This window comes from Gramella sp. Hel_I_59 (assembly GCF_006714895.1).
Lineage (GTDB): Bacteria > Bacteroidota > Bacteroidia > Flavobacteriales > Flavobacteriaceae > Christiangramia.
Genome location: NZ_VFME01000001.1, coordinates 1694141 through 1706400 on the forward strand (window position 1 = coordinate 1694141; position 12260 = coordinate 1706400).

General features: G+C 38.5%; 12 protein-coding genes and 1 other RNA gene. 6 read left to right on the forward strand and 7 right to left on the reverse strand.

Annotation, left to right across the window (positions count from 1 at the left end):
• The first annotated feature begins 404 nt into the window (after positions 1 to 404).
• The 4 genes from pdxH to JM79_RS07670 are packed head-to-tail and all read left to right on the forward strand — an operon-like array spanning position 405 to position 4545.
• Positions 405 to 1049 carry a pyridoxamine 5'-phosphate oxidase gene (gene pdxH, locus JM79_RS07655; protein ID WP_141877582.1) on the forward strand — a complete coding sequence of 215 codons (645 nt, stop codon included), beginning with the start codon at positions 405 to 407 and terminating at the stop codon, positions 1047 to 1049.
• A gap of 3 nt (positions 1050 to 1052) precedes the next feature.
• Positions 1053 to 1538 (forward strand): histidine phosphatase family protein, encoded by a 486-nt coding sequence (locus JM79_RS07660; protein ID WP_141877583.1) that lies wholly within the window; start codon positions 1053 to 1055, stop codon positions 1536 to 1538.
• A gap of 5 nt (positions 1539 to 1543) precedes the next feature.
• Entirely contained in the window at positions 1544 to 3646 is a 2103-nt protein-coding gene (gene ppk1, locus JM79_RS07665; protein ID WP_141877584.1) for a polyphosphate kinase 1, read from the forward strand.
• Positions 3643 to 4545 carry a rod shape-determining protein gene (locus JM79_RS07670; protein WP_141877585.1) on the forward strand — a complete coding sequence of 301 codons (903 nt, stop codon included), beginning with the start codon at positions 3643 to 3645 and terminating at the stop codon, positions 4543 to 4545. Before ppk1 ends, JM79_RS07670 begins: the two co-directional genes overlap by 4 nt.
• On the opposite strand, the gene JM79_RS07675 is transcribed toward JM79_RS07670, so the two are convergent.
• A complete protein-coding gene (locus tag JM79_RS07675) occupies positions 4542 to 5126 on the reverse strand; it encodes a tRNA-(ms[2]io[6]A)-hydroxylase (RefSeq protein WP_141877586.1) in 585 nt (194 codons plus the stop codon). The two genes, JM79_RS07670 and JM79_RS07675, sit on opposite strands and share 4 nt — an antisense overlap.
• 2 nt (positions 5127 to 5128) lie before the next feature.
• Positions 5129 to 7051: a DNA polymerase III subunit gamma/tau gene (locus tag JM79_RS07680; protein WP_141877587.1), complete on the reverse strand. Its 1923-nt coding sequence runs from the start codon at positions 7049 to 7051 to the stop codon at positions 5129 to 5131.
• 113 nt (positions 7052 to 7164) lie between these two features.
• On the opposite strand from JM79_RS07680, the gene rnpB reads away from it, so the two are divergent.
• An RNA gene (rnpB, locus tag JM79_RS07685) (RNase P RNA component class A) lies at positions 7165 to 7480 on the forward strand.
• Here rnpB and JM79_RS07690 read toward each other — a convergent pair.
• Genes JM79_RS07690 through JM79_RS07710 form a run of 5 tightly spaced genes read right to left on the reverse strand, consistent with a single transcriptional unit; the run spans position 7477 to position 10700 of the window.
• The gene (locus JM79_RS07690; RefSeq protein WP_141877588.1) at positions 7477 to 8331 is read right to left on the reverse strand and encodes a glycoside hydrolase family 16 protein; all 855 of its coding nucleotides are present in this window, start codon (positions 8329 to 8331) and stop codon (positions 7477 to 7479) included. The two genes, rnpB and JM79_RS07690, sit on opposite strands and share 4 nt — an antisense overlap.
• Positions 8309 to 8689, reverse strand: coding sequence for a hypothetical protein (locus tag JM79_RS07695; RefSeq protein ID WP_141877589.1), 381 nt, complete (start codon positions 8687 to 8689; stop codon positions 8309 to 8311). The genes JM79_RS07690 and JM79_RS07695 overlap by 23 nt, the downstream gene beginning before the upstream one ends.
• 16 nt (positions 8690 to 8705) lie before the next feature.
• Positions 8706 to 9239: an RsmD family RNA methyltransferase gene (locus tag JM79_RS07700; RefSeq protein ID WP_141877590.1), complete on the reverse strand. Its 534-nt coding sequence runs from the start codon at positions 9237 to 9239 to the stop codon at positions 8706 to 8708.
• A complete protein-coding gene (locus JM79_RS07705; RefSeq protein WP_141877591.1) occupies positions 9236 to 10078 on the reverse strand; it encodes a DUF3822 family protein in 843 nt (280 codons plus the stop codon). Before JM79_RS07705 ends, JM79_RS07700 begins: the two co-directional genes overlap by 4 nt.
• Positions 10038 to 10700, reverse strand: a complete 663-nt coding sequence (locus tag JM79_RS07710; RefSeq protein WP_141877592.1) for a hypothetical protein — start codon at positions 10698 to 10700, stop codon at positions 10038 to 10040. The genes JM79_RS07705 and JM79_RS07710 overlap by 41 nt, the downstream gene beginning before the upstream one ends.
• A 123-nt stretch (positions 10701 to 10823) precedes the next feature.
• Between JM79_RS07710 and JM79_RS07715 the strand changes: the two genes are divergently transcribed.
• Positions 10824 to 12260 carry an ATP-binding domain-containing protein gene (locus JM79_RS07715; RefSeq protein ID WP_141879201.1) on the forward strand — a complete coding sequence of 479 codons (1437 nt, stop codon included), beginning with the start codon at positions 10824 to 10826 and terminating at the stop codon, positions 12258 to 12260.

The following is a 12260-nucleotide window of genomic DNA, read 5'->3' on the forward strand; positions in this document are numbered from 1 at the left end:
GTAAAATTAGAGAGAATAAAGGGCTGAAGTGTGTAATAATCAGCTTTTTAGATATAACGTAATATAATCTCGTTCAAAGGCTGTATACAATCCCTAGATTGCGTGATAAAATACAATCTAAAAAATCATCTGTCAGAATTTTGTAGGAATTTAAGAATCGCCGCGGAACAAATTTCTTAAATTTGATGTCGTTATAAGGTATAAGTGACTGAATATCAATTATAAAACAAACGTAATTTTTGTAGTCCGTTAAATTTTAGAATTGTGGGTAAAAAAGAAGATTTGTGTACAATATCCGACAAAGTGCATGTTTTTAACTTCCGGTATGAAATGTGATAGAATCCATCAGAAACATTTCAATCTTACTTTCGAAACTCGTAAATTGCAGGAAAAGCGGCCTATAAATGAACAAAAATCTCAACGATTATCGTAAATCCTACGAAAAGGATCGAATAGAGGATAATGCTATTCCTGAAGACCCTTTACAATTTTTTCAGGAGTGGTTCAACCAGGCTGATAATTCAGAAGATATTTTTGAAGCCAATGCAATGAACATCGCTACGGTTGGAAAAAATATGATCCCAAAGTCACGGATTATTTTATTAAAAGCTTTCGGACTGGAGGGTTTTCATTTCTATACAAATTACTCTTCAGATAAAGGAAAAGCACTGGCTGAAAATCCTAACTGTTGCCTTTCATTTTTCTGGCCAGAGCTTGAAAAACAGGTCATCATCCAGGGAACTGCAGTAAAAATTTCCGAAGAACAGTCGGTAGCATATTTTCATTCAAGACCTAAAGGCAGTCAATTAGGGGCAATGGCTTCAGATCAAAGTTCTGTGATTCCTTCAAGAGCATATCTTGAAGAAAAATTGTCCAGTCTTGAAGAAAAATATGATTCAGAAGAAATTCCGAAGCCAAAAGACTGGGGAGGATATGTCTTCCAGCCAGAAACATTTGAATTCTGGCAGGGAAGGGAAAGCCGCTTGCATGACCGCATACGATACAAAAAAACTACCAACTCCTGGAAATACGAACGTTTAGCACCATAATTTATGAAGCGATTAATTTTAGTAAGACATGGCAAATCATCCTGGGCGAATGAACTTCCGGATCACAAACGACCACTAAAGAAAAGAGCTTATAAAGATGCTGAACTAGTTCTTAAAAACTTCCAGAATTTCTATCAGCAAGGCGGATTGTTCTGGACTAGTTACGCCGTTCGCGCACATGAAACTGCGAAGCTATTTAAGAAGAATTTGAATGTAAAAGATCCAGATTTTGTGGTAAAAGAAGAGCTTTACACCTTCAATCAAAATGAGTTACTTAGAGAGATACAGCAATGTCCTGATGATCGGGATCAACTTATAGTGTTTGGTCACAATCCAGCTATGACGATCCTTGTTAATTTTCTTGGAGATAAGAAATTCGATAATGTTCCAACAACGGGCCTCACAGTGATCGATTTTGAAACTGATTCCTGGCAAAGCATTGATGGAGGTAAAACCATTCTGCATCTATTCCCTAAAAATCTCCGCTAAAATTTATGGCTAATAAGAAATATACGAACCGCGAATTAAGCTGGTTAAGCTTTAACGCGAGAGTTTTACAGGAAGCGGCAGACGAAACAGTGCCTTTGATAGAAAGATTGAGATTCCTGGGAATCTTCTCAAATAACCTTGATGAATTCTTTAAGGTGCGTTATGCAACCGTTAAACGGATTGATCTTGCCGGGAAAGCTGCTAAAAGTGTTCTTGGCGGAATTAAGGCGAGTAAACTTCTGGAGGCAATTACCAAAATCGTAATAGATCAACAGTCTGAAAGTCTCAAGATCCTTGAAGACATTCAGGAACAGCTAAAGGAACACAATATTCACGTTATCAATGAGAATGAAGTAACCTACAAACAGCAGGACTTTATTAAAAACTATTTTTTAAGCAAGGTGAGTCCGGCCCTGGTTACTATTATTCTGAATGAACTTCCGGAAATGCCGTCTTTAAAGGATTCCGCAGCATATCTGGCGGTGAAGATGGTTATGACAGAAGAAGTAGAGCAGAAAGATGGAATAGACAGGATCTTAAAGAGAAAAACTAAGGAAAAACGGTATGTCTTAATTGAGATCCCACGGAATATCGAACGATTTGTGGTACTTCCAGAGGAGGATGGTAAGCAATACATTATTCTTCTTGATGACCTCATTCGGTATAACCTGCATACTATTTTCAATATTTTCGATTATGAGAGTCTTTCGGCACACATGATCAAAATTACACGGGACGCTGGACTGGATCTGGATAGTGACCTTAGTAAAAGCTTTATTGAAAAGATTTCAGATAGTGTAAAGGACCGAATAAAAGGCGATCCTGTTCGCTTTGTATATGACAAGAATATTGATAGCGAGACGCTTACTTATTTGATGAATAAAATGGGTATCGATTCTACCGATAGTATCATACCTGGCGGTCGATATCATAACAGGAGGGATTATATGGATTTTCCGAGTCTTGGAGGGCCAGAGCTACAATTCGAAAAACGGGAGCCCCTGCCAATTCCCGGCTTGATTCTCCAAACAAGTGTTCTAAAGGGTATTGCTGAAAAGGATTACCTATTATATACTCCTTACCAGAGTTTTGCTTATGTAGTTAAATTCTTGAGAGAGGCAGCCCTGGATCCAAAGGTTAAAACAATTAAGATCACAATCTACAGGCTGGCAAAGATTTCACATATCGCCAGCTCCCTGATCAACGCTGTTAAAAATGGCAAAAAAGTAACTGTTCAGATCGAATTGCGAGCAAGGTTCGATGAAGTAGCAAATATTCGTTATGCTGAACAAATGCAGGAAGAAGGTGTTAATTTAATTTTTGGAGTTCCGGGACTTAAAGTACATTGTAAAACCTGTGTGATAGAGCGTGAAGAAGAAGGTAAACTCAAGAGATACGGTTTTATAAGTACAGGAAACTTTAATGAAAATACCTCCAAGCTATATACAGATTATACGCTTTTCACCGCAGATGCTGCTATTCTGAAGGAAGTAGATATGCTCTTTGAATTTTTCGAGACGAATTACAAGGTTAACAAGTATAAGCATTTGATAGTTTCGCCACATTATACGAGACATGTCATTTATAATCTTATTCAGACTGAAATAGATAATGCGAAGAACGGAAAGCCTGCAGGTATCAGATTAAAGTTGAATAGTTTATCAGATAATGGAGTGATTGATAAATTATACATGGCCAGTAAAGCCGGTGTGAAAATTAAATTGATTGTTCGCGGAATCTGTTGCCTCAATCCGGGCATTGAAGGAATTAGTGATAATATCGAAGCTATCAGCATTGTAGATAAATTTCTGGAGCATCCAAGAGTTTATATTTTCGAGAATGGTGGAAATCGTAAGGTTTATATTTCATCTGCAGACCTTATGACTAGAAATCTCGATCAACGGGTTGAAATTTCCTGTCCGATTTATGATGAAGATATCAAGCAGGAACTTATTGAAACCTTCGAAATTAGCTGGAGTGATAATGTGAAAGCCAGAACACATTGTAGAGGAATGGACAATCCTTACAGACGTACCGATGGTGAAAAGGTAAGGTCCCAGTTCGCACTTTATGATTATTATTTAAGAAAAACTGAAATTTACGAATGATCAAACAAAAAAATTTCGCCGCTATAGATATTGGATCCAATGCTGTAAGACTATTGGTATCAACTATCACCGAAAAAGAGGGTAAAGAACCAATGTTTCGTAAAACCTCTCTAGTACGTGTACCTATAAGACTGGGCGCAGATGTGTTCCTGAAGAAGAAAGTTTCAGAAAAGAATACCATGCGTATGATAGATACGATGCATGCCTTTAATCTTTTAATGAAATCTCATGGCGTGGAAAAATATAAGGCATACGCAACGTCGGCAATGCGGGAAGCAACAAATGGGAACGAGATTGCCACTATAATAAAGGAGAAATCTGGAATTAATATAGAAATCATTGACGGATCTCATGAAGCTGCGATCATCGCCGCTACAGATCTCCACGCACTTATCCAGAACGATTGTAATTATCTATATGTGGATGTTGGGGGTGGAAGTACAGAGTACACCATGTATAGTAATGGGAAAACGGTCGCTTCCAGATCGTTCAAAGTTGGAACTGTTAGAATGATGGAAGACCTTGTTGAGCATCGTACCTGGGAAGAAATGCGGGAATGGGTTAAAGAAACTACCAGGGATTACGATGATATTGATCTTATAGGTTCCGGAGGAAATATCAACAATATTTTCAAAACCAGTGCAAAGAAGGAAGGGAAGGCTCTTAGTTTGAAGTATATGAAAGACTATGATGAAAAACTGAATTCTTATACTTACGAGGAGCGAATCACCGAACTGGATCTAAAGAATGACCGTGCAGACGTGATCATTCCAGCTACGAAGATCTATGTAAACTCCATGAAATGGGCTCGTGCCAACTGGATCCATGTACCTAAAATCGGACTTGCAGATGGTATCATTAAATCTCTTTATAATGATTCTAAGAGGAAAAAGGTCTAACCGTGAATACTTTCTTTAGTTCCCAGGTCTTTCATGATCTTAGCTTCAAATTCCAGTAGATCTTCCCATTTTTGATCTACTACTTTCCGGTCTTCGCCATATTGCCGGGCGAACTTCAGGAACATCGTATAGTGGTTCGCTTCGCTTATCATAAGGTCACGATAAAATTTTGCCAGATCTTTATTTTCCAGTTCTTCAGAAAGTAGTCTGAAACGTTCGCAGCTACGGGCTTCGATCAAACCAGCGATAAGAAGACGATGTACCAGTTGAGTGGATCTGCTACCACCCTTAGGGAAAAACTTTAAAAGTTGTATAACATATTCATCTTTACGATCCCAACCCATTTTGAATCCCATATTTAGCAGACGGTCGTGTACCATTTTGAAATGCCCCATTTCTTCTCTTGCAAGTGCGGTCATGGCGTTCACAAGGTCAGAATATTCCGGGAAACTTACGATGAGGGAAATAGCTGTTGAAGCTGCTTTTTGTTCACAGTATGCGTGATCAACAAGAATCTCTTCAATATTTTTCTCTGCAATATCAGCCCATCTCGGGTCGGTAGGTAATTTTAATCCTAACATAATTATACATCTAAATCAAAAGTTGCTCGCAATTGGTCGAGTAGAGGATTGGCCTCTTTCAGTTTTTCGTATTTTTCCTGCGGAGTAAACGCGTACTTTTTAGAAACAGCTTCGTCCACATGAATGATCAGCCTGATATGCGTATTTCTAAGTCTGGCTTTTAGAAAATTCATCAGTCTGTTTTCTTCCCGTTCCAGATCGATCTTCATCGTTTCATTCGGAAAGGTGAGATGAATATCTCTATTTTCAAGGCTGGGTGTTTGCGATTCGAATATAGATGCGAGAATCTTTTCACCTTTATTCTTCAGTTTTTCTGAATAATTTTTCCACTCCCGTACCATATCTTCTTCGGAAAACTCATCATCCATTACCTCTTCAACAGGTAACATCGCTTTTTGTTTTTCCGCTAGTTCCTTTTTCTTACCAATACTTTTTAAAGACAGGCCAGAAACCTTTTCCCGTTTGATCTCCGGAAAAATCTTTTTCGTTCCAACAGGTTTCTCTTCAGTAACTTCCCTAACCTCTTGTACTTCGGTTTTTTCAGTAGCGGTCGATGTCTGCTTCGGAAGGTTTAAAGAATCCTGATTTGCAACTGTTTCAGATTTGGTTTCAGTAGCATTAGTATTAGTATCAGTTGAAGTTTCCGTAGAATCTGAAGGACTCTCTTTAGAATAATAAGTTGCCTCTTCTGGTTTAGCACACGATTCTGGTGCTTTTTTAGGATCTGGAAGGCCAATATCTTCAGCAGGAGTAGAGCTGTCATGCTCATTTTCCCTTAGCAATTCCTTCTTCTCGTTCGATATTTGAACCGAATGTTGAGTGAAATGTTCCGGGGGAACTATGTTGCGATCAGACTTTTTTTTTTGAGTATCGAAAGTGATCGATGCCAGTTGCATTAAGCAAAGTTCAACTAGCAATCTTTGATTCTGACTCGTTTTATATTTTAAATCGCAGGAATTTGCCAATTCGATTGCTTCCATCAAAAATTGATGTGAAGTTTGTTGAGACTGTTCAAAATAACGAGCTTTCGTCTGTTCTCCGACTTCTAGCAATTGGATGGTTTTTTGATCTTTGCAAACCAGAAGATCTCTAAAGTGCGAAGCCAATCCTGCAATAAAATGATGTCCATCAAATCCTGTAGATAGGATTTCATTAAATTTCAGAAGTGATTGAGGAATATCATTCGCGAGAATCATATCGGTTACCTGCATATAAGTGTCATAATCCAGAACGTTCAGATTTTCTGTAACTGCCTGTCTGGTAAGCTCATTTCCACTGAAACTAACCACACGATCATAGATAGATAATGCATCCCGCATGGCACCATCAGCTTTTTGAGCGATAATATGCAAGGCGTCATCTTCTGCTTTTACACCTTCCTGTTCAGCGATATAACCGAGATAGTTCTTCGCATCTGTAACAGTAATTCTCTTAAAATCAAAGATCTGGCAACGGGACAGGATCGTTGGAATGATCTTGTGCTTTTCTGTCGTGGCCAGTATAAAAATAGCATGTTTTGGCGGTTCTTCTAAAGTCTTCAGAAATGCATTAAATGCAGAGGCAGATAGCATATGCACCTCATCTATAATATAGACCTTATATTTTCCAACCTGTGGCGGAATACGAACCTGGTCAATAAGATTTCGAATATCATCTACCGAGTTGTTCGAAGCAGCATCCAGTTCAAAAATATTAAAAGCAAAATCTTCGTCTGGAGCCTGTGTGCCATCATGGTTGATCATTTTTGCAAGGATACGCGCGCAGGTAGTTTTACCTACACCACGAGGTCCCGTAAATAACAAAGCCTGGGCAAGATGGTTGTTATGGATCGCGTTCGCGAGCGTATTGGTGATCGCTTGCTGTCCAACAACATCTTTGAATGTTTGAGGCCTGTATTTACGTGCTGATACTACAAAATGTTCCATCAAAATCTATTGAACTACAAATATAAAAATCCCAATTCTAATCGAGGTGAACCGGGGTGTTTTTTATGAACAAATGACTTAAGAAATGAACATAATTTGACTTACATTTGCCGGAAGCAGGCCGCCTTATCGCTTCGACATATACCTTGGAGAGGAAAGTCCGGACACCACAGGGCAGTATAGTGGGTAACGCCCACCGATCGTGAGATCAGGACCAGTGCAACAGAAAGAATGTACAGGTTAAGCTGTAGTGAAACCAGGTAAACTCTATGCGGTGCAATGCCATGTAAACCGGCATTTAAGGATCGCCCGTCCGTTGCCGGAGGGTAGGCAGCTCAAGATTAGTGGCAACGCTAATTTCAGATAAATGATAAGGAATCCGATCTTTTTATCGGATGACAGAATCCGGCTTATAGGCCTGCTTTTTAATTCTCAATTTGCTGGTACACCCGTACATAATCGATCTTGAATTTCTGCGGAAACTTCGAATCATCGATCTCGCCAGCCCATTTCCCTCCAAGTGCTAGATTTATCAGTATAAAGAATGGTTTTCTAAACGGATTGTTACCGGTTCCGGCATTTGCAATTTCAAACGTATGATATACTTTATTATCTACCAGAAATTGGATGCGATCCCTGTTCCAGTCTACTGAATACACATGGAATTCTTCTGAAACATTATCGATATATATAGTGTCAGTTTTGGAAACCATCTCGTTTTTATCATTGGCATAATGAACACTTCCATGAATTTCTCCCTGGTTTTTCCCAACGTGTTCCATAATATCGATCTCACCAGCTTCCGGGTACACTACATCTTCGAAATTTAAACCTAACATCCATATAGCTGGCCAGGAGCCGGCAGCCTTTGGTAAACTCGCTCGAACATCTATTCGGCCATATTTGAAATCAAACTTTCCTGAGGTGTGAATGCTACCAGAAGTGTAATTGGTTTCCGGTGTGTTGAGGCGATAATCTTTTATTGCAGGATCGTAATCTGGGTTTTCATAATACTCGTTCCTGGCGGTTATAATTAATTTACCATTTCTAACGCGGACGTTTTTCTTTCTAGAAGTATAATACTGTGCTTCCAGATTCCTAATGAATCCAGTTTCGTAACTCCATTTATTTGGATCTGGTTTTCCTGAATGATTGAATTCGTCTTGCCATACCAGTTTCATTTCCTGAGCATTCATCATCGCGCTTGTAAAAAGTAGAATAGTAAAAGCAGCGGTTAATTGTAACCCTTTAAAACTTCTAATTCTGGGGCAGCATTCCATTAGCCCAGGCAAGAGCTTCAGCTTTGTTGTCAAACATCTCGAAAGGAATTGTTGCAAACTGTTTTTCAAAATTCGCTGTTGGAGCACCATCATTTTCACCAAGAACAATTGCGATGCCAATTAGAGATTTCCTCTGTATTAGATCTATATATATAACAGGGTTAACGTTATATTTGTTCTTTCTATTGCTAACATATACCCATTTCCTATCTCCAAAATGATCGTTGAAGAGCTCCCTCATTTCTTCGATCTGTTCTTTATCAAGAACCTGGTCTTCTTTGATCGTAGAAATTACATATTGCTCATGTAGTTCAAGGTCAGCATACGTGAGGTTTAGTCTTCTTACCTGATGTGTCATAGTATGAAGGTAGTAATTATTCGAAGAAACTAAAAACGCTGCTTCCGTATTTTCTTTGATGACTATAATGTGGCAACTGACTTAGATCGGTGTGTTTGGAATGTTCAATGATCAATGAACCATCCTCGTTTAGCAGGTCACGATCAAAGATGATTCTGGAGATCTTTCCAAATTGATCTGCAGTAAAATCGTAGGGAGGGTCTGCGAAAATAAGATCAGATTTCATGGCTCCTTTTTCGAGATACTTATAAACATCGCTTTTAATAGCCATTATTGGAAGCTCCAGTTCTTCAGACGTTTTCTTTATAAATTTAACGCAGTCAAAATGAGCATCTACAGCAGTTATATCTTTAGCGCCACGGGAACCGAATTCAAATGCTAAATTCCCTGTTCCTGAAAATAGATCAAGTACTTTAAGTTCTGATAGGTGATACTGGTTATTCAGAATATTAAACAGCGCTTCCTTAGCCATATCTGTTGTTGGTCTCACTGGCAATTTGGAAGGAGCGGATATACGTCGCCCTTTATGCTTTCCTGATATGATTCTCATGATAGACTTTTAATTGTTAGATAATCGGCCAATGGATACTTCGGCTTCGCTTCTTCGGAAAAACTGAAAGTATGAAATACGTCTAAAAAGGAAATATTCGTGATGTATCTGTACGCTATATTATATTCTTCTGAATCCTTTTTGATATCACCCAGTAAGATCAATTCTACCTCCTTTGGATCCAACTCAAGTTGTTCAAGAGTAAATAGCAGATAGTAAATAAAATCTTCTTTAGTATCAAATTCGAAACTATTAGCGAAGATCAATTTAGAGTTCTGGATCACTACCAATTCGTAATGATGCAAATGAGTATGTAGATAAACAATGGGCTTTTCCGAAGAATTTATCTTCAGTAGGCTATCAATAAGAATACTCAGGCTGTGCCGGTATTCAAATTCACCAAACATATCAAAGAAATAGTTTATGATATTGGCGTAGGGAATATAGACGTTAACCAGTTCGTTATTGATCTCATCATGAGCAATAAAGTCGGTTTTGAGGATCTTGGTATTAAACTTCAGGAAACTTACTGCATATTCTTCATCAAATAAATCTGAAGGAACCAGCGTGAAAAGTGTGTTGGTAAAAAATAAACTTGCTTCCTGAACCGGTTGCTGAAGTATAGGCTCTTCTTCAATAATAAGTTCTATCCTGGAAAGTACTTTTATCGGATCCAGTTGTTTTTCAAAGTTGAAGCTTTTCAAATACTCGATCTCCTGGCGCTCTTTATCCAAGATACAAAAAGAAAGTCCATCCAGGCTAACCTGAATGGACATTTTTTTATTTGCTTTGATATTATTAGTCGTTGTCGCTATCTCCACCATATCTGTCAAACCCATTACCACTGGTACTAACTTCTGTCATACTACCAACGCTAATGTATCTTCCGTTTACATCATCTACAGACTGTACTTCATTTTCCTGAAGAATTAGAGTTCTATCCTGATCTGATAGTACTACAGCTTTAGGAATTCTAGCTTCGAATACCGGAATTTCATTATCACCTTTTTGAATGGTACCTGCTCTAAGTTCGAACTTTTCGTTCACACCTTCTACAGGAACATTCATCATAGTTTGATATCTCTCTTTGTCACCTTTAAACAATGAGTCTCTTACTGGTACGAAATCTAATGTATCGATGATCACTTTCTCAATGTTCTTATCTACACCGTATGTTTTAGCATACTCTTCATCTAGCATTACAGTATCACGTCTTTGCGTGATCGCAAATTCAGCAGTGTCAAGGAAACGAACCAGGCTATCCCAGTTACCAGTGAACTTTCCAGTTACTTCCTGATGTGCAAGCTCAGCAGCTCTGATATCCTTAAGATTTTTAATTACTTTGGTATATCTTTTTTCCTTAATCTTATTAAATTGTAGTGGTTCGTAAACCGCGTTGAAAGTAAGATATGCCAGGAAGATAATAACCAACCAAAGAAGTATCTGAATTACAAATCTCATGCTTTTAAAATTTAGTTTAGTTTAAAGGTTAATGGGTTACACGCAAATCTACAACTTTTTTTTATTCGTAAAAGTTTCTGTCATAAAAATCCATTAGTATCTTTGAGTTTTTACGCACTTTCTATGGATATACCCACGCCGGATTCCTTCTTCAAATTACTTATTCAGGACCTTGAATTTCAACCAACCACAAAACAGGATATAGCTTTACAAATGCTTTCTAAATTCGTTGTGGAAGGAGGGCGAGATAAGTTGTTCTTACTGAAGGGTTTCGCTGGTACGGGTAAAACTACCATAATAAGTACGCTTACCAAGAATTTATGGAAGATCCGGAAGTCCGGAATTCTACTGGCACCAACGGGAAGAGCCGCTAAGGTAATCTCCAATTACTCTAAAAAAGAAGCATTCACTATTCATAAGAAGATCTATTTTCCGAAAAAATCGGGAAATGGCGGTGTTCAATTTACTTTACAACCTAACAAGCACAAGAACAGCCTTTTCATTGTTGATGAAGCATCGATGATCTCAGATGATGGTGGAAACTCCAAACTTTTCGAAAATGGTTCACTGCTAGATGATCTAATCGAGTATGTCTATGCAGGGCACAATTGCCAGCTGATCCTAATAGGAGATACTGCACAGCTACCACCGGTGAAAATGGATCTTAGTCCGGCACTTGAAGAAGAGAAACTGGGGCTTAACTATAATAAGGAGGTTTCTTTTATTGAACTTGATGAAGTAGTAAGGCAAAGTGAAGGCAGTGATATTTTGCACAACGCGACTCTTATCCGGGAAAGCCTGCAGGAGGAATTCTATGAGAGCTTTCAATTCGAGCTTTCTAGCAATGCAGATGTGATTCGATTAACAGATGGATACGAGATCATGGATGCTATTCAGGATTCCTATGGGGAGAATGGACATGAAGATACTAGTATTATTGTACGGTCCAATAAACGGGCGAATATGTACAATCAACAAATAAGATCTCGAATCCTGTTCCAGGAAGATGAACTTTCTCCTGGCGATTATTTGATGGTTGTGAAGAATAATTATTTCTGGATCAAACCAACCAGTGAGGCCGGGTTTATTGCAAATGGAGATATTGTAAAAGTGCTGGAGATCTTCGGATTTAAAGAATTGTACGGATTCAGATTTGCTGAAGTGCAGGTGCAAATGGTGGATTATCCTAAAATGAGTCCTTTCGAAACGGTGATCATGCTGGATACACTTACCACAAATACACCTTCGCTTACCTACGAAGAATCAAACCGACTCTACGAAGAAGTAAAAAAGGATTACGCGCATGAAAGATCTAAGTACAAACAGTTCATGAACGTAAAGAACAATAAATACTTCAATGCGCTCCAGATCAAATTCTCTTATGCGATCACCTGTCATAAGTCCCAGGGTGGCCAGTGGAAAAATGTATTTATCGAGCAACCTTACTTGCCAAACGGAGTAGGGAAGGAGTACCTACGATGGTTATATACTGCGATTACCAGAGCCCAGGAGAAATTATATCTTATTGGATTTGGGGACGATTTTTTCGCTGGCAAGTAA

What these genes read in the sequence shown, in the direction of transcription:
- ppk1 (WP_141877584.1), top strand. Translation starts at nt 1,544, where the DNA reads ATGGCTAATAAGAAATATACGAACCGCGAATTAAGCTGGTTAAGCTTT.
- JM79_RS07670 (WP_141877585.1), top strand. Translation starts at nt 3,643, where the DNA reads ATGATCAAACAAAAAAATTTCGCCGCTATAGATATTGGATCCAATGCT.
- JM79_RS07675 (WP_141877586.1), bottom strand. Translation starts at nt 5,126, where the DNA reads ATGTTAGGATTAAAATTACCTACCGACCCGAGATGGGCTGATATTGCA.
- JM79_RS07710 (WP_141877592.1), bottom strand. Translation starts at nt 10,700, where the DNA reads ATGAGATTTGTAATTCAGATACTTCTTTGGTTGGTTATTATCTTCCTG.
- JM79_RS07660 (WP_141877583.1), top strand. Translation starts at nt 1,053, where the DNA reads ATGAAGCGATTAATTTTAGTAAGACATGGCAAATCATCCTGGGCGAAT.
- JM79_RS07695 (WP_141877589.1), bottom strand. Translation starts at nt 8,689, where the DNA reads ATGACACATCAGGTAAGAAGACTAAACCTCACGTATGCTGACCTTGAA.
- JM79_RS07715 (WP_141879201.1), top strand. Translation starts at nt 10,824, where the DNA reads ATGGATATACCCACGCCGGATTCCTTCTTCAAATTACTTATTCAGGAC.
- JM79_RS07700 (WP_141877590.1), bottom strand. Translation starts at nt 9,239, where the DNA reads ATGAGAATCATATCAGGAAAGCATAAAGGGCGACGTATATCCGCTCCT.
- JM79_RS07705 (WP_141877591.1), bottom strand. Translation starts at nt 10,078, where the DNA reads ATGGGTTTGACAGATATGGTGGAGATAGCGACAACGACTAATAATATC.
- JM79_RS07680 (WP_141877587.1), bottom strand. Translation starts at nt 7,051, where the DNA reads ATGGAACATTTTGTAGTATCAGCACGTAAATACAGGCCTCAAACATTC.
- JM79_RS07690 (WP_141877588.1), bottom strand. Translation starts at nt 8,331, where the DNA reads ATGGAATGCTGCCCCAGAATTAGAAGTTTTAAAGGGTTACAATTAACC.
- pdxH (WP_141877582.1), top strand. Translation starts at nt 405, where the DNA reads ATGAACAAAAATCTCAACGATTATCGTAAATCCTACGAAAAGGATCGA.